Below are 19509 nucleotides of genomic sequence, written 5' to 3'. Positions count from 1 at the left end.
CGCCCGCCGGAAGCGCCAACGTGACACTGCTGCGCTCGCTCGTCTCGCGCATCGTCCTGCCGGTCCTGCCGGCGCTGATGCTCGGGCTTCCCGCGGCGGCCGAGGCCCCCGTGACCCATTTCACCCTCGACAACGGCATGGAGGGCGTGGTGATCGAGGATCACCGCGCCCCGGTCGTCACCCACATGGTCTGGTACAGGGTGGGCTCCGCCGATGAGCATCCCGGCAAGTCGGGCATCGCGCATTTCCTCGAGCACCTGATGTTCAAGGGCACCGACACCATCCCCGAGGGCGCCTTCTCCAAGATCGTCGCCGCGAACGGCGGCCAGGACAACGCCTTCACCTCCTACGATTACACCGGCTATTTCCAGCGCATCGCCGCCGACCGGCTGGACGTGGTGATGAAGATGGAAGCCGACCGCATGCGCAACCTCGTGCTGTCCGACGCGGTGGTGACGCCCGAGCGTGACGTGATCCTCGAGGAGCGCAACTCGAGGGTGGAGAACAACCCCTCCGCCCTGTTCGGCGAGCAGATGGACGCCGCGCAGTTCATGAACCACCATTACGGCATCCCGGTGATCGGCTGGCGCCACGAGATGCAGGGCCTCACCCGTGAGGACGCGCTGGCCTTCTACCGCCGCTACTACGCGCCCAACAACGCCATCCTCGTGGTGGCGGGCGACGTGGACCCCGCGAAGGTCGAGGAGATGGCGAAGGAGATCTACGGGCCCGTCGCCCCCACGCCCGATCTCGCGCCCCGCGCCCGGCCGCAGGAGCCGCCGCAGCGCGCCCCGCGCCACCTCACCTACGAGGACCCCCGGGTGGGCCAGCCCTACGTCATGCGCTCCTACCTCTCGCCCGAGCGCAACCCCGGCGACCAGAAGCAGGCCGCCGCCCTCACCGTGCTCGCGGAGCTGCTGGGCGGCTCGGGCCTCACCTCGGTGATGGGCCAGGAGCTGCAGCTGAAGCAGAAGATCGCGCTCGCCACCGGCGCCTCCTACCAGGGCCTGTCGATCGACCCCAACACCTTCACCGTCTACGTGGTGCCGGTGCCCGGGGTCTCGCTCGCCGATGCGGAGGCGGCGATGGACAAGGTGATCGCCGATTTCCTCGAGACCGGCCCCGACCCGGAAGACCTCGCCCGCATCCGCGAGCAGGTGCGCGCCTCGGAGATCTATGCCCTCGACAGCCAGTCCGGCCTCGCCCGGCGCTATGGAGCGGCGCTCGCCGTGGGTCTCACGGTCGACGACGTGGCCGCCTGGCCCGGCCTGCTGCAGGAGGTGACCGCCGATGACGTGATGGCCGCCGCCCGCGAGGTGTTCGACCCGCTCAACTCGGTGACCGGCTGGCTGAAGGCGCCCGATGCGGCCCCCGCCGCCCCGGAAGACGCCGCCGCCCCCGCACAGCCTGCCGAAACCGGAGAGGTGACCCAGTGATCGCCGTACGTTCCCTCGGCCGCGGCCTGACCGCCGCCGCCTTCCTCGCCCTCGCCGCCCTGCCGCTCTCGGCCGCCACCGACATCGAGGAGGTCACCTCCCCCGGCGGCATCAAGGCCTGGCTGGTACAGGAGCATTCCATCCCGATCATCTCGCTCGACATCAGCTTCGCCGGCGGCACCGCGCTCGACCCCGAGGGCAAGAGCGGGGCCGGCAACCTCGCCATGGCGCTGCTCGAGGAGGGCGCGGGCGAGCGTGACGCGGTCGCCTTCTCCCGCGCGGCCGATGCCATCGGCGCGCAGTTCGGCTTTTCCGCCGGGACTGATTCGGCCACCGTCTCCGCCAGCATGCTCAGCGAGAACCGCGACGCCTCCGTGGCCCTGCTGCATGACGCGCTCACCGCGCCGCGCTTCGACGAGGAAGCGGTGGAGCGGGTGCGCGCCCAGGTGCTCTCCGGCCTGCGCTCGGACGAGACCGACCCGCAGTCCATCGCCTCGAAGGCCTTCCGCGAGCTGGTGTTCCCGGACGATCCCTACGGCCGCTCCTCCGACGGCACGATCGACAGCGTCACCGCCCTCACCGCCGCCGACCTCAGCGCCGCCCATCAGGCGATGCTGGTGCGCTCGCGCGCCCGCATCGGCGTGGTGGGCGACATCACGCCCGAGCAGCTCGGCGAGATGCTCGACACGCTCTTCGAGGGCCTGCCGCAGGACGGCCCGGCGCTGCCCGGCCATGTGGAGCCCAGCCTCACCGGCGGCACCACGGTGCAGGAGTTCGACACGCCCCAGTCCGTCGTCGTCTTCGCCCAGAAGGGCATCGACCGGCATGACCCGGATTTCTTCCCGGCCTATGTTCTCAACCACATACTGGGCGGCGGCGGCTTCTCCTCGCGCCTCACCGAGGAGGTGCGCGAGAAGCGCGGCCTCACCTATGGCGTCTATTCCTACCTCGCCGGCTATGACCGGACCGAGCTGTGGATGGGCGGTGTCGCCTCGGCGAACGACCGGGTGGGCCAGGCCATCGAGGTGATCAAGGCCGAGTGGGCCCGCATGGCCGAGGGCGGCGTGACCGACCAGGAGCTGGAGGACGCCAAGACCTATCTCACCGGCGCCTACCCGCTGCGCTTCGACTCGAACTCCAAGATCGCCGACATCCTCGTGGGCGTGCAGGAGGAGGGCCTCGGCATCGACTACACCGAGAAGCGCAACGACTACGTGAACGCGGTCACGAAGGAGGACATCGCCCGGGTGGCGAAGCGGCTGATGACCCCCGACGGCCTGCGCTTCGTGGTGGTGGGCAAGCCCGAGGGCGTGACCGCCTCGAACTGACGCCTGCCGGGCATCCGGCGCGCGGGGGCGGTTGCGTCCGCCCCCGCGCGGCTCTACATGGGCGGCAGCGAAAGGATATCCCGATGGCCAAGCGACAGTTCACTGAAACCTCCGGACCCAGCCAGCGCATGCTGCGCGTGGGGGAGCTGATCCGTCGCGCCCTCTCGGACGTGCTGTCGCGCGGCGACCTGCATGACCCCGATCTCGGCCGCTCGCCCATCACCGTCTCCGAGGTGCGCTGCTCGCCCGACCTGCGGCACGCCACGGTCTTCGTGCTGCCGCTGCTGGGCGAGAACACCGCCGGTGTGATCGCGGCGCTGGAGCGCAACCGCGGCGAGCTGCGCCGCGTCGTCACCCGCGCGGTGAAGCTGAAATTCTCCCCCGAGCTGCATTTCCAGCCCGACGAGAGCTTCGACCGCATGGACCAGACCCGCCGTCTGCTCTCCACCGAGACCGTGCGCCGCGACATCGAGAGCGACGACGACGAGGACGACGAGCGGGACTGATCCCGCACGCACTCCCGCGCTGCCCCCGGCGCGCTTGAAACCCGGGCGCGGCGGCGGTACAGGCTCTGGCCTCGGGAACGGCACGCAGGAAGGGCGCAGATGGCACGCGGAAAGAAGGGTCGTCCGGTCGATGGCTGGCTGGTGGTCGACAAGCCTGCCGGCATCACCTCCTCCGCCGTGGTGAACAAGGCCCGCTGGGCCTTCGGCGCGCGCAAGGCCGGCCATGCCGGCACGCTCGACCCCGCCGCCACCGGCGTGCTCGCCATCGCCTTCGGCGAGGCCACCAAGACCGTGCCCTACATCACCGACGCGATGAAGGCCTATCGCTTCACCGTCACCTGGGGCGCTGCCACCAACACCGATGATGCCGAGGGCGAGGTGATCGAGACCACCGATGCCCGCCCCTCCGAGGCGGAGGTGCGCGCGGCGCTCCCCGCCTTCATCGGCGACATCGAGCAGGTGCCGCCGCAGTTTTCCGCCGTGAAGGTGGACGGCGAGCGCGCCTATGCGCTGGCCCGCGCCGGCGACGCGCTGGAGCTCGCGGCCCGGCCGCTCTTCGTGGAGAGCCTCGAGCTGGTGGAGGCCACGGCCGATGCGGCGGTGCTGGAGATGGTCTGCGGCAAGGGCGGCTACGTGCGCTCCATCGCGCGTGACCTCGGGCGCTCGCTGGGCTGCCTGGGCCATGTGAAGGAGCTGCGGCGCATCTGGTCCGGGCCCTTCGAGGCCTCCGACGGCATCCGCTTCGAGCTGCTCGACGAGCTGGCGAAATCGCCCGAGCTCGACCGCCACCTCCTGCCGCTCGAGACCGGCCTCGCCGAGCTGCCCGAGCTGCGCTGCACCCCCGAGGGCGCCGCGCGGCTGCGCAACGGCAACCCCGGCATGGTGCTCGCCTCCGACATCGAATACGGCGAGGAAGCCTGGGCGAGCCACGAGGGCCGCGCAGTGGCGATCGGCGTCTACAAGGCGGGCGAACTGCACCCCTCCCGCGTGCTGCTGCCCGCCGGCGAGTGACGGGCGCGCCGGCGGCTCAGGTGCCGGCCTTCACGCGTGACTGGCTGTGGGCGAAGGATTTCAGCAGCCCGTCGCTAGGCTCGGGATCGGGGCCGGCATGGCGGGCGAAGACCTCGCGCAGGCGCTGGCGAACCTGGGGGCGGATGTCGTCGTGCCCGTCGAGCAGGGCGTCGAAGCCCGCGGCATCGGCAGGCACGCCGCTTTCCGCCAGCCGGGCATAGATCTCCGCGCGGGTTTCGGGCGCGAGGTGGCGCACCCCGTTGAGCCGCCGCATCAGCGAGACCACCGCCCAGTCCGGGCTGCGGTTGAGCCACTGCCGCCCGGGGTCGATCCGCGCCGCGAGGTCGGGCGACAGGCCGCAGGCCACCAGCACCGTGGGCACCACGCCGCCCGGCTCGGTGGGCGCATCGTAGCGCAGCCGGGTGACCGCCTCCGCGCCGAAGGCCGCTTCCCACAGCCGGGCGTCGTCGGCCATGCGCCGGGTGGCGCGCAGGGCATAGGAATGAAAGTCGAGCCGGCCGTAGGGCGGCGCCTTCACCGACTGGATGTAGCGCGAGCGCAGGCGCTGCAGCGGGTTGCGCTCCATCGCCACCACGTGCACGTCATGGCCGGAGAGATACTCCGCCACCCGGGCCACGGCGCCGGTATCGAGCTGGAAGAACGCCTCGGAGGACAGCAGGATGCTGCCCGGCCCGGCGCGGTCGATCTCGGCGAGCAGGGCGGGCCACACCTTCTCCGCCGGCAGGCGGTCGGACGGGCCGATGAAGGCCGGGTACTCCGGGCGCAGCGACAGGGCGAGCAGGTGCTGCGCCACCCCCGCGCCATGCGAGAGGCAGCCGGCGCGCGGGTAGATCACCCCCTCGCGGGCCAGCAGGCGGCGGTTGGTCGCGAGCGCGGTCTGCAGCGTCGTGGTGCCGGTCTTGGGCGCCCCGATGTGCAGGACCACCCTGCGCCGGCTCCCCGCGGGTTTCAGTTTCCTCAGCAGGGTGCCGAACATCCCGTATCTCCTCGCTTCCCGCCCGGCCGGCGCCCCCGCACCCGCCGGGGCGCACCCGTCCCCGGATGAGGAGGGTAGGGCGGTTACCGCACTGCGGCAAGCCGACGAACCAAACCGGGCCGTCGCGCGTTCATGCCGGTGAAGGCCATTCCGGCCCTTGAAAGGAGACTGCCATGTCGGTTTTCGGTGCTGTCTACGACGGCCAGAACGACCCGTCTCTCTCCGAGCAGGCGGTCATCATCCGCTTTTCACACGCGGATGACGACATGACCGAGGTGCTCGCGCTCGAGGATGCACTGCGCGAGACGCTCGGGGAGGACAGCAATGCCTCCGTCGACGGATACCATGTCGACCCGGCGGACGGCCGCGTCGTGATCACCATCACCGGGCCGCGCGCCGACGAGATCTGGGCGCAGGTCCAGGACCTGGTGCAGAAGGCGCACCTGCTGTCGGGCGCGATCATCACCCTGCGCCACGGCCCGGACGCCGAGGGCACCGCCCGGGAGTCGGTCACCTACTGACCGCCATCGGGCGAGGGCCCCCGAAAATGCGAAACGCCCCTGCCGGCATCACCGGCAGGGGCGTCTTACGTTACGTCAGGCGTTGGCGCGCGCGGCCCTGCCGCGGGCGCCGAGGGGCCTGAATCAGTCGATGAACTTCACATCGCCTGCGGATTCGCGGCCGTCGCGGCCCTTCTCCATCTCGAACTCGACCTTCTGGCCATCGGCCGGAGCGGCGAGGCCCGCACGGTTGAGCGCCGAGATGTGCAGGAACACGTCCTTGCCCGCGCCATCAGGCTGGATGAAGCCGAAACCCTTGGTTTCGTTGAACCATTTCACGGTGCCAGTAGCCATCGTGGTATCTCCGTCTGTCTTTTCCGCCGTCTGCAGGATGCAACGGCGCCGGCGTATCGGTCCTGTATCGAAGGACTGTGCGCCGGTAGTCGACGGAACAGCAGGCTCAATAGAAGAACGTTTAGCAAGTCCCCTATGCGGGCAAAGCCGATTCAACGCAAGGACTATCGGGGCCCGGCCACCGGCGCCGCTTCACAATCGCGCAAGGGTGGCGGGGTCTTCCGCGCCGTCGAAGAAGGCTTCCAGCGCGCGGTCGAACAGGGCCTCGTCGGCGCTGCCGGGCGGCGAGACGCGGCGGAAAAGTGTCATGCAGGAGCGGAACTTGGCGTCATCCGGCTGGCCGAGAATGTCGCGCACCGGGCTGCCGGCATGCAGCAGCATCGCCTCGGTGACCTCGCGCAGCCGGGGGCCGAGCACAGGGTCGGCGAGGTAGGCCTTCGCCTCGCCCGGGCCGGTGATGGCGAAGCGGCGCGACATCTCCGAGCGGCCGAGGCCGACAAGCTGGGGGAACACGAACCACATCCAGTGGCTCGTCTTGCGGCCGGACCTGAGTTCGGCGAGCGCAGCGGGGTATACCCCCTCCTGCGCCTCGGTGAAGCGCATGAGCGACATGTGCAACGATGTGCGCCCGACCCCGGCTGCGTCAAGCGCGCCGGGGTCGGGGGGGGAGGTTCAGCGGGCCGAGAGCGCCTCGTCGCAGCGGCCGCAGACGCCCGCGTGGGCATGGGTGCCGACATCGGGCAGGATCTGCCAGCAGCGGGCGCATTTCTCGCCCTCCGCCAGCGCCGGCACCACGGCGATGCCCGGCACGTCCTCGAGGGTGAAGGCCCCCTCGGGCGCCGGAGCGTCGGTGAGGGTGAGGCCCGAGGTGATGCACAGATCGGCGAAATCGACGCTCTCGAGCGCTGCGCGCACCTCCGCATCGGCCACGTGCACCACCGGGGCGGCCTCGAGGCTGGCGCCGATGCGCTTCTCGCGCCGCTCCACCTCGAGCGCGCCGGTCACCACCCGGCGGGCGCGGCGGATCTTCTCCCATTTCGCGTCGAGCGCATCGTCACGCCAGGCGGGGTCGGTGGCGGGGAAGTCCTGCAGGTGCACCGAGCTGTCCTCGCCGGGGAAACGCTCCAGCCAGACCTCTTCCATGGTGAAGGCCAGGATGGGCGCCAGCCAGGTGGTGAGGCGCTGGAACAGCATGTCGAGCACCGTGCGCGCGGCGCGGCGGCGGAGGCTGGAGGGCGCGTCGCAGTAGAGCGCGTCCTTGCGGATGTCGAAGTAGACCGAGGAGAGGTCGACCGTGCAGAACTGGAACAGCTCCTGGAACAGCTTCTGGAAGCCGTAGCGGCCGTAGCCCTCGCGCACCGTCACGTCGAGCTCTGCCAGCCGGTGCAGCACCCAGCGCTCCAGCTCGGGCATCTCGGCGGGGGAGAGACGCTCGCTCTCCTCGAAGCCGGCGAGGTTGCCGAGGATGAAGCGCATGGTGTTGCGCAGGCGGCGGTAGCTGTCGGCCACGCCCTTGAGGATCTCGGGCCCGATGCGCTGGTCGGCGGTGAAATCGGTCTGTGCCACCCACAGGCGCAGGATGTCGGCGCCGTACTGCTTCACCACCGTCTCGGGCACGATGGTGTTGCCGAGCGACTTGGACATCTTCATGCCCTTCTCGTCGAGCGTGAAGCCATGGGTGACCACGCCGCGGTAGGGCGCGCGGCCCTTGGTGCCGCAGGCCTGCAGCATGGAGGAGTGGAACCAGCCGCGGTGCTGGTCGGTGCCCTCGAGGTAGACATCGGCGATGCCGTCGGCCGCGCCGTCCGCCCGGTCGCGCAGCACGAAGGCATGGGTGGAGCCGCTGTCGAACCACACGTCGAGGATGTCGTCGACCTTCTCCCACTCGGCGGCGTCGTATTCATTGCCGAGGAAGCGCTCCTTCGCGCCCGCCTCGAACCAGGCATCGGCACCCTCGGCGCGGAAGGCCTCGGCGATGCGGGCGTTCACCGCCGCGTCGCGCAGGATCTCGGTGCCGTTGGTGCCCTTGCGCACGAAGCAGGTGAGCGGCACGCCCCAGGCGCGCTGGCGGCTCAGCACCCAGTCCGGCCGGGCCTCGATCATCGAGTAGAGCCGGTTGCGGCCGGTCTGCGGCGTCCAGCTCACCAGCTTGTCGATGGAGGTGAGGGCGCGCTCGCGGATCGTGTCGCCGTAGGTGTCCATGCCGTCGTCGAGCGGCTTGTCGATGGCGGCGAACCACTGCGGCGTGTTGCGGAAGATCAGCGGCGCCTTGGAGCGCCAGGAATGCGGGTAGGAATGGGTGATGCGCCCGCGCGCCACCAGCGCGCCGCAGCCCGCCAGCGCGTCGATCACCCGGGTGTTGGCGTCCTTCTCCTTGCCCTTCTCGTCGAAGATGACGGCGCCGCCGAACAGCGGCAGGTCGGGGCGGAAGGAGCCGTCCTCCAGCACGTTATGCGTCATCGGCAGGCCGTGCTTGAGGCCCACCAGGTAGTCGTCCGCGCCGTGGCTGGGGGCGGTGTGCACGAAGCCGGTGCCGGCGTCATCGGTCACGTGGTCGCCGGCGAGCATGGGCACGTCGTAGTCCCACTCGGCATTCGCCGCATCGAGGCCGCGGAACGGGTGGGCGAGGGTGAGGCCGGCGAGCTCGAGCGCGCTCACGGAGCGCAGCTTCTCGAAGCCCTGCACGCGCGCGGCGCGGAAGGTGTCCTCGGCCAGCTTGTCGGCCAGCAGGTAGGTGGCGCCGGGCTTCGCCCAGTTCTCCTCCGCCGCCTCGGTGACGCGGTAGAGCCCGTAGGAGATGTCATCCGAGAAGCACACCGCGCGGTTGGACGGGATGGTCCAGGGCGTGGTGGTCCAGATCACCACGGAGGCGGAGGTGAGGTCGTCCTCCTTCACGTCGGTGGCGGCACCGGGGAAATCGGTCACCTCGTCGGTGTCGGGCAGCGGCTTCACCGCGCCCACCACCGGGAAGGCCACCCAGATGGTGTGGCTCTTGTGGTCGTGGTACTCCACCTCGGCCTCGGCGAGGGCGGTCTTCTCCACCACCGACCACATGACCGGCTTCGAGCCCTGGTAGAGCGAGCCGTTCATCACGAACTTCATGAATTCCTCGGCGATCACCGCCTCGGAGGTGAAATCCATCGTGCGGTAGGGATCGGCCCAGTTGCCGGTGATGCCGAGGCGCTTGAACTCCTCGCGCTGGATGTCGATCCACTCGGCCGCGAAGCGCCGGCACTCGGCGCGCAGCTCGTTGATCGGCACCTCGTCCTTGTTCTTGCCCTTCGCGCGGTACTGTTCCTCGATCTTCCACTCGATGGGCAGGCCGTGGCAGTCCCAGCCGGGGATGTAGCGGCTGTCATGGCCCAGCATCTGCTGCGAGCGGACGATGAAATCCTTCAGGATCTTGTTCAGCGCGTGGCCGATGTGCAGGTGGCCGTTGGCATAGGGCGGGCCGTCGTGCAGCACGAAGGGCTTGCGGCCCTGCTGTTCGCGCAGCCGGTCGTAGACGCCGAGGCGCTCCCAGCGGGCGAGCCATTCCGGCTCGCGCTTGGGCAGGCCGGCGCGCATGGGAAATTCGGTCTCGGGCAGGGCGAGGGTGTCTTTGTAGTCAGGCGTATCGGCACACATGATCGTGGTCCCGTTCATCTTGCATCGGTCTGGGGAAGAGGGTGGCGCGGCAGTCCATGCGCCTTTGTCCCGGCGCTTCAGACGTGGAGCGCCGGGCCGCTAATTCGCAAAGCGATGCTGAAATCGGTCCGCATGGCCAGCGCTATACATCATGTGCCGGAGGGGGTCCAGCACGGCGCGCCGCTCACGCAGCCGTGAACGAGACGCGCGACGGAATGGGGATTGCGGCGCGTTTGTGGCATTGTAACACGACAGGAACGCGACGTGACGGCGTGCAGACGCGAAGGAGGTCCCCCGCGATGATCAGGATCATGACAGCGGCCGTGCTCAGCCTGGGCCTCGTGCTCGGGCTCGGGGCGCAGCAGCCCGCGCGGGCCGATGACAAGACAGGACAGATCGTGGTCGGCGTGCTCGCCGGGGTGGCCGCGCTCGCCCTGCTTGCCGACGCGGCAAGCGACAACGACAGGCACTACGCCCCGCCGCCGCGCTACGTGGAGCCGCGCTGGGCCTATCGGCCAGCGTACCGACCCGCCTACCGGCCGTATTACTACCGCCCGGCGCCGGTCTACGTGGCGCCGCGCCCGGTGGTGGTGGTGCCGCGCGCCCCGGTCTATTACGTGAAGCCCCGGCCGCGCCCGGTGATCATCGTGAACCGCCCGCGGCCGCATTACGCCCCCTCGCATGGCCGGCCGGACTGGCATTACCGCCCCGATCGCGGCCGCCCCGCGTGGCAGCACCGCCCGGACCGGGGCCGGCCCGACTGGCAGCATCGGCCGGACCGGGGGCGCCCGGACTGGCAGCACCGCCCCGACCGCGGCCGTCCCGACTGGCAGAATCGCGCGGACCGCGGCCGCCCGGAATGGCAGCGCCCCGATCGCGGCCGCCCGGGCTTCGCGCCGGGCAACAATCGCGGCCCGCGCCCCGAGGCGCGTGACCGCGGCAGGGAGCGGGACCGGGCCCGGCCCGTGCCGCGTGCCGACCGGCGCGACCTGCGCGAGGCCCGCCAGCGCGCCGCCCGCGGCAACATGCGTGACGCCCGCTTCCAGGGCGGCGGCCGCCCCACCGGCCGCAACTGAGCCATACGCCCCGGCCCGACCGCCCCCGGCAGAGGGGTGGCGGCGCCGGTGGTCTGCCCTTCGGAACGAGGCAGGGCAGTGCGGACACGCCGGTGATCGGCGTGTCCGTTTTCGTTTGCGCGGCAGCGATCCCCGGGAGCCGGTGCCGCCCGGAGGCGGCGGGAGGTTTGCGCCCCCCCGGGCGCTCAGCCCTTGGCGGCGAAGCCGGTGAGGGCGCGGCGCACGAGGCCGGTGACGGCGGGTTTCTCCAGTGCCGCGAAGGGCATCGGGCGACAGACATCCATCGCCGCCACCCCCACCCGCGCGGTGAGCGCGCCGTTCACCACCCCCTCGCCGAAGCGGCGCGAGAGCTTCGACATCACCCCGCCGCCCAGCATGGCGCCGATCATGTCGTCGCCCATCGCCACCGCGCCGGTGGCCACCAGGTGGGCCGCAACCGCCCGCACCAGCCGCCAGGAGCCCAGCGTGCCGGCCCGCCCGCCGTAGATCTCGGCGATGCGGCGCACCATGCGCACGTTGGAGGAGAGCGCGGTCAGCACGTCGGCGAAGGCAAGCGGGATCAGCGCCGTCGCCACCGCCACCTGCCGGGCGGCGAGCTCGACCTCCCGCGCCGCCGCGGCATCGAGGGGGCCGAGGTATTCGCGCTCGGTCAGGGCCAGCAGGGCGTCGGGGTCGAGGATCTCGGCCTCGCGCTCCTTCACCCGCGAGCGCGCCCAGGAGAGGTCGGAGCGCCCGGAGTAGAGCGCCGCGACGCCGGAGGTGACGGCAAGGGCCGCCTCGCGCTCGGGCAGGCGGCGGGCGGCATCGGCCCGGGCGCGCAGCCGGTCGACGCGTGAGAGCCGGGCGAGGCCGGCCAGCTCGCGCACCACGAAGACGAGCACACCCAGCGCCACGATGCCGCCCAGCACCAGTGCGGCGAGGCCCAGCCAGGGGTTGCGCTCCGCGAGGCCCAGCACGAAGGACCAGGCCGCCCAGCTCACCGCCATGCCCACCAGCCCGGTGACCGCCGCCCAGACCAGCTTGCCGAACCAGCTCATCCGCCGGCTCGCGAGCCGGGTGGCGCGGGCCATGGCGGCCCCGGTGGCGGGGTCGTCATCGGCGATGGGCGGCGCCTCGGCGGGGGAGGGAGCCTCGGCGGCAAGCGCTGCCCCCTCGTCGAGCAGCACCGCGCCACGGCGCAGGGGCGCGCGGCGCTCGGCCTCGGCGGCGGCGTCGCGGGCGGGGGGTGTCTCGGGGGCGCGCGGCGTTTCGCCCGAGGGGCTGAAGACCACGGGGCCGCGGCGGCGGGGCGGATTCTGCTCGGATGTCATGGCGTTACTCCAGCCTGTCGCCGATGAGGAAATCGAGCGCGCGGTCGAGGCGGATGTGCGGCGGCCCCTCGCCCGGGCGGCGGGTGAGGCGCGGCGGCGCGAAATGCATCACCTGGTAGTCGCCGTCGAGCCAGAGCGCCTCGCCGGTGCGGGCGGGGGCGAGCACGGCGGCGGGGTCTTCCGGCAGGTCGCCGGGGTGGAGGACAACCTCGCGCCCGGTCTCCTCCAGCGTGCCGCGCACGCAGTCGAGCGGCTGGCCCTCGTGGGTGACAGTCTGCTCCACCGTGGCGCGCAGGCTGGCGATGGCCATGGCGGCGGTGCGCGCGCCGCGGAAATCGGCCCGGTCGCGCGCGTCGCGCAGCAGGGCCTCGGTGATGGCCACCAGCCGGTCATGCTGGGAATGGTGCAGGTGGTCGGCCTTGGTGGCGCAGAACAGGATGCGCTCCACCCGCCGCAGGCCGATGAGCGAGGAGAGCCACGAGTTCGCCCCCGGCCGGAAGCCGCGCAGGATCTCCGACATCGCGAGGCGCAGGTCCTCGATGGCGCGCGGGCCGTCATGCAGCGCCTCCAGCACGTCGACCAGCACCACCTGCCGGTCGATGCGGGAGAAATGGTCGCGGAAGAAGGGTTTCACCACCACGCGCTTGTAGGATTCGTAGCGCCGCTCGAAGGCCCGCCAGAGGGAGCCGGAGCGCGCGCCCTTCACCTCCGGCAGCGGGCAGAAGGTGAGCGCGGGCGAGCCCTCGAGATCGCCGGGCATCAGGAAGCGGCCCGGTGCGAGGTCGGAAAGCCCGGCATCGCGCCCGGCCTGCAGGTAGTCGCGGAACGACCGGGCGAGGGTTTGCGCGGCGGGCTCGTCGAGCGCGGCGGAGGGATCGCTGGCCTCGAGCTGGCCAAGCCAGCCTGTCGCCAGCGATGCCCGCGCCGGGGCGCGGGCCGCCGCCAGCGCCTCGGCCGACCATTCGGCGAAGGAGCGGGTCATCAGCGGCAGGTCGAGCAGCCATTCGCCGGGGTAGTCCACGATGTCGAGATGCACGGTGCGCGGGCCGGAAAGGCCGGAGAGCCAGCCGCCGGGCCGCACGCGCAGCGAGACGCGCAGCTGGCTGATCGCCCGGGTGGAGGCGGGCCAGTGCGGCGTGGCGCCGGAGAGGGCGGCGAGATGGCCCTCGAGGTCGAAGCGCGGCACGGAATCGTCGGGCTGGGGTTGGAGGAAGGCGGTCTCGATACGCCCGCCCGCGGCGAGCTGCGGCATGCGCCCCCGGTCGAGCAGGTTCGCCACCAGCGAGGTGATGAACACGGTCTTTCCGGCGCGCGAGAGGCCGGTGACCCCCACCCGCACCACGGGTTCGAACAGCGATCCCACCCCCTGGCTCGCGTCCTCCACGAGGCGCGTCACGCCGTCCGCGATGTCATTCAGTCCCATGCCTGCCCGCGTTCTCCTGATCTTCAGGGCACAATATGGGGCGCCCGGCGCGGAATGTTGAGCCCCGATGCCCCGGGCGCGCCGGAATGTCCGGGGAAGGGGCTGGTTGAGGGGCTCGGCAGAGGTGACCTTCCCTGAACGATGGCGGCCCGTGTCCCGTGCTCCGTGCCGGCCGCTTCCGGGCCGGGCGGCTCGTGCACGCATCCCTCAGCCGGTCGCCTTGCCCCCGCGCTTGAGAAATCCCCGGCGCCGGGATAGGGCAGGGCCATGCCTCGCTTCGCCCTTGTCATAGAGTATCACGGCGCGCCCTTCGCCGGATGGCAGCGCCAGAAGGACCAGCCCTCCGTGCAGGAGAGCCTGGAGCGCGCGCTGCGCCGGCTCGACGGCACGGTGGGCTCGATCGCGGCTGCGGGCCGCACGGATGCCGGGGTGCATGCCGCGGGCCAGGTTGCCCATGCCGATCTGGTGCGCGAGTGGGAGCCCTTCCGCCTCTCCGAGGCGCTGAACTGGCACCTGAAGCCCGAGCCGGTGGCCGTGGTGCATGCGGCCCGGGTGCCCGATGACTTCCACGCGCGCTTCTCGGCGCTCGAGCGGCGCTACCTCTACCGGGTGGTGGAGCGCCGCGCGCCGCTGGTGCACGAGAACGGGCTTGCCTGGCGGGTGGGCCGCAGGCTCGACGTGGAGGCGATGCGGGCCGGGGCCGCCCACCTGCTGGGCCGGCATGATTTCACCACCTTCCGCTCCTCCATCTGCCAGGCCGACAGCCCGGTGAAGACCCTCGATGCGCTGGAGATCGAGGCGGAGGACCGCGGCCTCGCCGGGCGCGAGATCCGCTTCCGGCTGCGGGCGCGCTCCTTCCTGCACAACCAGGTGCGCAGCTTCGTGGGCACGCTGGAGCGGGTGGGCGCCGGGGCCTGGCCGCCGGAGCGGGTGCGCGACGCGCTCGAGGCGCGCGACCGCGCCGCCTGCGGCCCCGTGGCGCCGCCCGATGGCCTGAGCCTGGTGGGCGTGGGCTATCCGCCGGAATTCGGCCTGCCGGGCTGAGCGGGCCTCAGCGCCGCAGGGTGGCGATGGCGTTGGCGAGGCAGAAGAAGGCCGCCGCGGCGAGGATGATCGAGGGCCCGGTCGGGCTGTCGAGGGTGAAGGACAGCCAGAGCCCGCCCACCACCGACACCGTGCCCACCAGCGCCGCGCCGAGGGCCATCGCCTCGGGCGTGCGGCTCAGCGGCCGGGCGGCGGCGGCGGGGATGATCAGCAGCGAGGTGATCAGCATCACCCCCACGATGCGCATCGCCAGCGCCACGAACAGCGCCAGCAGCAGGGTGAGCACCAGCCGGTCGCGCACCAGCGAGCCGCCCTCGGCCACCATCAGCTCCGGGCTGAGCGTGCCGTTCACCAGGCTGCGCCAGAACAGGCCGGTGACCGCGAGGATCACCGCCCCGCCGGCGGCGATGAGGGTGAGGTCGTCCCAGCCCACGGCCAGGATGTCCCCGAAGAGATAGGCCATCAGGTCGACCCGCACCCCCGGCAGCAGCGCGAGCGACACCAGCCCGGTGGCCAGCGCCGCATGGGCGAAGACACCCAGCACCGTGTCCATCGCGTAGCGCCCGGCGGCGGTGGCGGCGGTGACGGTGAGCGCCATGGCCGCGGCGAGGGCCGTGACGGCGAACATGATCGGCAGGCCGGCGAGCAGCCCCAGCGCCACGCCCAGCAGGGCGGCATGCGAGGTGGCATCGCCGAAATAGGCCATGCGCCGCCACACCACGAGGCAGCCCAGCGGGGCGGCCACCAGCGCGGCCACGATGCCGGCGAGGCCGGCGCGGATCAGGAAATCGTCCATCGGTCTGGGGGTCCCGGGGTCAGGATGCGGCGTGGTCGGGTGCGGAGGCGCGCGGAGGCTGCGCCGGGCCGTGCGTGTGCCCGTGGCCATGGTCGTGCCCGTGGCCCTGTGCATCTCCGTGCTCATGCCCGTGCTCATGCCCGTGGTCGTGCCCGTGATCATGGCTGTGGTCGTGCCGGTGGCGGTAGAGGGCGAAATCGGCGCGGCTGCCGAACAGGCGCTGGTAGGCGGGGTCGGCGGTCACGTGGTCGGGGGCGCCGGAGCAGCAGACATGGCCGTTGAGGCAGATCACCCGGTCGCAGGCGCCCATCACCACGTGCAGGTCGTGGCTCACCAGCAGGATGGCGACGCCGCGCTCGGCCCGGATCTCGGAGACGAGCCGGTAGAAGGCGGCCTCGGCCGGCTGGTCGAGCCCCTGGGTGGGTTCGTCGAGGATGAGCAGGTGCGGCTCGCGCAGCAGGGCGCGGGCGAGGAGCACGCGCTGCATCTCGCCGCCCGAGAGGTCGGAAAGCTGTGCGCTCTCGAGCCCGGTTGCCCCCACCCGGTCGAGCACCGCGGCGCGGGCACCGTGCTTCAGCCCGCCGGAGAGCGACAGGAAGCGGCCGACGCGCATCGGCATGGTGCGCTCGATCTGCATCTTCTGCGGGGTGTAGCCCAGCCGCAGGCCGGGGCGGCGGATCACCCGGCCCGAGCCGGGGCGCAGGGTGCCGATGAGCAGGCGCAGCAGCGTGGTCTTGCCGCCGCCGTTGGGCCCCACGAGGGTGACGATCTCGCCCTCGGCAATGTCGATGTTCACATCGTCGAGGATGCGGCGGCCGCCCTGGCGGAAGCTCAGGCCCTCGGCGCGCAGGAGCCCGCTCATGCGCCCGCTCCCGTCGCGGCGCAGCCGGTGCACAGGCCGTGGGTCTCGACCGACATGTGCTCGACGCGAAAGCCGGTTCCCGCCGCCTCGCGCGCCAGGCGGTCGAGCGCGGGCGTCTCCAGCTCCGCCACGCCGCCGCAGCCCCGGCAGATGAGGAATTGCGCGTGGTGGGGGTGGTCGGAGGCGGCGCAGACGGTATAGGCGGAGAGGCTCTGCAGCTTGTGCACCAGCCCCTGGGCGGCGAGGAAGTCGAGCACGCGGTAGACCGCCGGCGGGGCCGAGGCCGCCCCCTCCGCCTTGAGCAGGTCGAAGAGCTCGTAGGCCCCGAGCGGCCGCCCGGCATGGTGAAGTGCCGCCAGGACACGGGTGCGCAGCGGCGTCACGCGCAGGCCACGCCGGGCCAGCGCAGCGGAAGCATCGGCGCTGCGGCTGCAGGCGAGGCACTCGGTCATCGGCATCCTTCCGGGTTACATTGTATCCCGGAAAATAGGCGGCCGGCGCGGCGGATGCAAGGCGCCACGCCGCAACGCGCGCGGCTGGAACGGCGCGCCCGCCCGCCATCCCGCGCCGGAGACGCGGCACGCGGCGACACGACGGGCGGGGGCTCGATGCCCCCGTCCGGCGTCTTTCCCCGCGGTCCGGCGGGCGGTCTGCCTGTCGCCGGGGCCCGCGCTGCCACGGCCGGCGCGCCGGTGGAGGGCGGACGCGCGGCAGGGGCATCGAACCCCTGCCGCGCGTGTCGCCGCAGGGCGGCTCCGGCGCCCGGCCCCGCCGCCGGCCCCTTCTGCCGATCAGGCTGCCGTGCCGGAGGGCAGGGCGACGGGGCGCGGGGCCGTGTCGGACCGGTCGGTGTCGGTGGCGGCGTCGGCACGGGCGGCTTCCCAGGCGAGCATGGCGCGCTTCACCGGCAGGCCCCAGTGGTAGCCGCCGAGCTCGCCCGACTTGCGCAGCGCGCGGTGGCAGGGGATGAGCCAGCTCACCGGGTTGCGCCCCACCGCGCTGCCCACGGCCCGCGATGCTTTCGGACGCCCGATCACCCGGGCGATCTCCGAATAGGTGGTGACGTGGCCGCTGGGGATGCGCAGCAGCGCCTCCCAGACCTGAAGCTGGAAGGGCGCGCCGATCAGGCACAGCCGCGTCTCGCCCCCGGTGCCGCCGAAGGCGCTGCCCACCAGCGGTGCGAGGGCGGCGGGGGCTTCGCAGAAGCGGGCGGCGGGCCAGCGCCCGGTCATGTCGGCCATCGCCGCGTCGCGGCCGGTCTCGGCGGCGAAGGCGATGCCGCAGATGCCGCGGTCGGTGCCCATCACCAGCGCCTCGCCGAAGGGCGTGTCGAACCAGCCCCAGCGGATGTCGAGCCCGGCGCCGCCGGAGGCATAGGCACCCGGGCTCATCGCCTCCCAGCGCAGGAACAGGTCATGCAGCCGCGAGGGCCCGGAGAGCCCGGTCTCGAAACTGGTGTCGAGCACGGTGAACCGATCACGCAGCAGCGAGCGGGCGTGGTCGAGCGTGAGATACTGCAGGTAACGCTTCGGGCTCACCCCCACCCACTGGCTGAACAGCTTCTGGAAATGCGCCGGGCTCATGCCCATCTCGGCGGCCAGCGCGTCGAGCGAGGGCTGATCCTCCCGGCGCTCGCCGATCAGGCGGATCGCCTCGGCCATCACGTCGTAGGCGCGCGGGCTGTGCTCGGTCATCTCGTCTCTCCTGTGGCGGCATGGCTCGGGTTCCGGGGTGAAGATACCGCGGCGCCGGGCGGCGGGCGACCCGAATCCTGTGGGCCCCCGCTCCTGTGTGCCCGACTCCTGTGCGTGGCACGCGGCCCGTGCTGCCCCTTGCCGTGGCACGCGGCCTTCGCCGGCCTGCCTCCGGGGCTGTGCCTGGTCCGGGCCGGGGTCTCGGGGCACGGTTGACGCCCTCGCCCGAGGCGGGGCGGTGGCGCGACCCGGCGAGAGGTGGACAGGGACTACAGGGCGCACCGAAGGCGCGGGTCCACGGTCAGGCGGCAGCGAAGGCGAGCCGCGCGGCCTGCGTGCGGCACGGCGGGACTCGCGCGGCGGGACCTGCACGGCGGGACTTGCGCGGCGGGACTTGCGCGGCGGGACCTGCGCGGCGGGACGGGGCGCGGCCGGCATGCAGCGCGGCGAGCCGGCGGAGGGGGGGCCACGCAACGCACCGGGCAGGGGAGGCTCCGGGGCCGGCGCAAGACGGCGCGGCGAGCAGGCGGCGGGGCGGTGGCCCCCGGGATCACCGCGGGCTCCGGCGAGAGCGTGCGCGCGGGCATCGCGGGCGGAGCGCGCGCCTCGTGGGGGGCGGATGCGCTTTTCGAGCCGCGGGGAGGCCGCTTGCCGGCGCGCTCAGAACCCCTCGGGGTCGTGGGTGCACACGATGTCGATCGCGTCGCGCGCGCGGGCGTGCAGGTCGGCGGCATGGCGGTGGTTGCCGGCGATGGCGTGGCGGTCGAAGGCCGTCACGTTTTCCACGCCGCGCAGGGTCCAGGGCACGCAGCCGCCGCTCTCCAGCGTCTCGCGGTGGTAGAACATGTCGCCCACGTGCAGCAGCCAGCGCTGGCCCTGGCGCACCGCATAGCCGGTGTGGCCGCGCGAATGGCCCGGGATCGGCACCATCAGCAGCCCCTCGGCCACCTCGTCGAGCGGGGTGACGCCGGCGAAACCCTGCCAGCTGCACTCGCCGGGCGGATGGGCGCGGATGTCGGGGCCGTGGGCGATCTGCGCCGGGCGGTAGCGGCGGCGCTCGGAGAAGGCGGGGCGCTCGCGCAGGGCCGTCGCCTCGTCGAGGGTCATGTGCACCCGGGCCTGCGGGAAGTCGGCGAGCCCGCCGATATGGTCGAGATCGCCGTGGGTGATCAGGATGTGGCGCACGTCGGCGGGGTCGAGGCCCAGCCGCTCGATCTGGCGCAGGGCGGTCTCCTCGGGGTCGAGGGCGGGGCGCAGCACGTGGCGCAGCGGGCCGAGCCGGCCGGCGGGATCGGCGATGTCGGCCAGGCCGATGCCGCTGTCCACCAGCACGAGCCCGGCGTCCGTCTCCAGCAGCAGCACCCGGCACACCATCGGCGTGCGGTAGAGGCGCAGGGTGCCGCAGTTGAGGTGGTGCAGTTTCATGGCGTGTCCGCGTGGCTCCGGTCCCTCGGCCATGAAACACCTTTCCGGGCTCCGGATAAATCCCCCGGTTGCAGGCGGGGGCGGCCACACTCCTGCGCGGGGGCCGGGGCGGCGCGCGCT

General features: G+C 72.4%; 18 protein-coding genes. 7 read left to right on the top strand and 11 right to left on the bottom strand.

Annotated features, from left to right (window positions below; genetic code table 11):
* Window positions 1-77 precede the first annotated feature (77 nt).
* The 4 genes from D3P35_RS14280 to truB all read left to right on the top strand — a co-directional run bounded on the left by D3P35_RS14280 (window position 78) and on the right by truB (window position 4281).
* The gene (locus tag D3P35_RS14280) at window positions 78-1436 is read left to right on the top strand and encodes a pitrilysin family protein (protein WP_118135428.1); all 1359 of its coding nucleotides are present in this window, start codon (window positions 78-80) and stop codon (window positions 1434-1436) included.
* On the top strand, window positions 1433-2764 hold the full coding sequence (locus D3P35_RS14275; protein WP_232830510.1) for a pitrilysin family protein: 1332 nt from the start codon (window positions 1433-1435) through the stop codon (window positions 2762-2764). The genes D3P35_RS14280 and D3P35_RS14275 overlap by 4 nt, the downstream gene beginning before the upstream one ends.
* A gap of 83 nt (window positions 2765-2847) precedes the next feature.
* Complete coding sequence (gene rbfA, locus D3P35_RS14270; RefSeq protein WP_118135407.1) at window positions 2848-3270, top strand: 30S ribosome-binding factor RbfA; 423 nt, start codon at window positions 2848-2850, stop codon at window positions 3268-3270.
* 99 nt (window positions 3271-3369) lie between these two features.
* Window positions 3370-4281 (top strand): tRNA pseudouridine(55) synthase TruB, encoded by a 912-nt coding sequence (truB, locus tag D3P35_RS14265; RefSeq protein ID WP_118135406.1) that lies wholly within the window; start codon window positions 3370-3372, stop codon window positions 4279-4281.
* 16 nt (window positions 4282-4297) lie between these two features.
* On the opposite strand, the gene D3P35_RS14260 is transcribed toward truB, so the two are convergent.
* Window positions 4298-5278 (bottom strand): hypothetical protein, encoded by a 981-nt coding sequence (locus D3P35_RS14260; protein WP_118135405.1) that lies wholly within the window; start codon window positions 5276-5278, stop codon window positions 4298-4300.
* A gap of 173 nt (window positions 5279-5451) precedes the next feature.
* Here D3P35_RS14260 and D3P35_RS14255 point away from each other — a divergent pair, with 173 nt between their 5' ends.
* A complete protein-coding gene (locus D3P35_RS14255; RefSeq protein WP_118135404.1) occupies window positions 5452-5799 on the top strand; it encodes a hypothetical protein in 348 nt (115 codons plus the stop codon).
* Window positions 5800-5922: 123 nt separating this feature from the next.
* Here D3P35_RS14255 and D3P35_RS14250 read toward each other — a convergent pair whose 3' ends face one another.
* From D3P35_RS14250 to ileS, 3 genes are all read right to left on the bottom strand, one after another.
* Window positions 5923-6132: a cold-shock protein gene (locus tag D3P35_RS14250; RefSeq protein WP_118135403.1), complete on the bottom strand. Its 210-nt coding sequence runs from the start codon at window positions 6130-6132 to the stop codon at window positions 5923-5925.
* A 192-nt stretch (window positions 6133-6324) separates the two neighbouring features.
* Window positions 6325-6744, bottom strand: a complete 420-nt coding sequence (locus tag D3P35_RS14245; RefSeq protein WP_118135402.1) for a DUF1810 domain-containing protein — start codon at window positions 6742-6744, stop codon at window positions 6325-6327.
* Between the two features lie 60 nt (window positions 6745-6804).
* The gene (ileS, locus tag D3P35_RS14240; protein ID WP_118135401.1) at window positions 6805-9759 is read right to left on the bottom strand and encodes an isoleucine--tRNA ligase; all 2955 of its coding nucleotides are present in this window, start codon (window positions 9757-9759) and stop codon (window positions 6805-6807) included.
* 299 nt (window positions 9760-10058) lie between these two features.
* Here ileS and D3P35_RS14235 point away from each other — a divergent pair, with 299 nt between their 5' ends.
* Window positions 10059-10835, top strand: coding sequence for a hypothetical protein (locus tag D3P35_RS14235; RefSeq protein ID WP_118135400.1), 777 nt, complete (start codon window positions 10059-10061; stop codon window positions 10833-10835).
* 185 nt (window positions 10836-11020) lie between these two features.
* Here D3P35_RS14235 and D3P35_RS14230 read toward each other — a convergent pair whose 3' ends face one another.
* Together D3P35_RS14230 and D3P35_RS14225 are read right to left on the bottom strand one after the other, a co-directional pair.
* Window positions 11021-12145: a YcjF family protein gene (locus D3P35_RS14230; RefSeq protein ID WP_118135399.1), complete on the bottom strand. Its 1125-nt coding sequence runs from the start codon at window positions 12143-12145 to the stop codon at window positions 11021-11023.
* A gap of 4 nt (window positions 12146-12149) precedes the next feature.
* Complete coding sequence (locus D3P35_RS14225) at window positions 12150-13568, bottom strand: YcjX family protein (protein ID WP_198670621.1); 1419 nt, start codon at window positions 13566-13568, stop codon at window positions 12150-12152.
* A 267-nt stretch (window positions 13569-13835) separates the two neighbouring features.
* On the opposite strand from D3P35_RS14225, the gene truA reads away from it, so the two are divergent.
* Entirely contained in the window at window positions 13836-14612 is a 777-nt protein-coding gene (gene truA, locus D3P35_RS14220; RefSeq protein WP_118135398.1) for a tRNA pseudouridine(38-40) synthase TruA, read from the top strand.
* Between the two features lie 7 nt (window positions 14613-14619).
* On the opposite strand, the gene D3P35_RS14215 is transcribed toward truA, so the two are convergent.
* The 5 genes from D3P35_RS14215 to D3P35_RS14195 form a co-directional block, all read right to left on the bottom strand.
* Entirely contained in the window at window positions 14620-15408 is a 789-nt protein-coding gene (locus D3P35_RS14215; RefSeq protein WP_118135397.1) for a metal ABC transporter permease, read from the bottom strand.
* A gap of 19 nt (window positions 15409-15427) precedes the next feature.
* Window positions 15428-16270 carry a metal ABC transporter ATP-binding protein gene (locus D3P35_RS14210; protein ID WP_118135425.1) on the bottom strand — a complete coding sequence of 281 codons (843 nt, stop codon included), beginning with the start codon at window positions 16268-16270 and terminating at the stop codon, window positions 15428-15430.
* Window positions 16267-16722, bottom strand: coding sequence for a Fur family transcriptional regulator (locus D3P35_RS14205; RefSeq protein ID WP_118135396.1), 456 nt, complete (start codon window positions 16720-16722; stop codon window positions 16267-16269). The genes D3P35_RS14210 and D3P35_RS14205 overlap by 4 nt, the downstream gene beginning before the upstream one ends.
* 339 nt (window positions 16723-17061) lie before the next feature.
* Window positions 17062-17931: a bifunctional helix-turn-helix domain-containing protein/methylated-DNA--[protein]-cysteine S-methyltransferase gene (locus tag D3P35_RS14200; protein ID WP_232830512.1), complete on the bottom strand. Its 870-nt coding sequence runs from the start codon at window positions 17929-17931 to the stop codon at window positions 17062-17064.
* A 693-nt stretch (window positions 17932-18624) separates the two neighbouring features.
* Entirely contained in the window at window positions 18625-19389 is a 765-nt protein-coding gene (locus D3P35_RS14195) for an MBL fold metallo-hydrolase (protein ID WP_118135394.1), read from the bottom strand.
* Window positions 19390-19509 lie beyond the last annotated feature (120 nt).

The sequence above is a fragment of the Oceanicella sp. SM1341 genome (assembly GCF_003448965.1).
Taxonomy (GTDB): Bacteria; Pseudomonadota; Alphaproteobacteria; order Rhodobacterales; family Rhodobacteraceae; genus Paroceanicella.
Note: the sequence above shows the minus strand (reverse complement) of the source record. Positions and strands in the feature narration are given on the sequence as shown.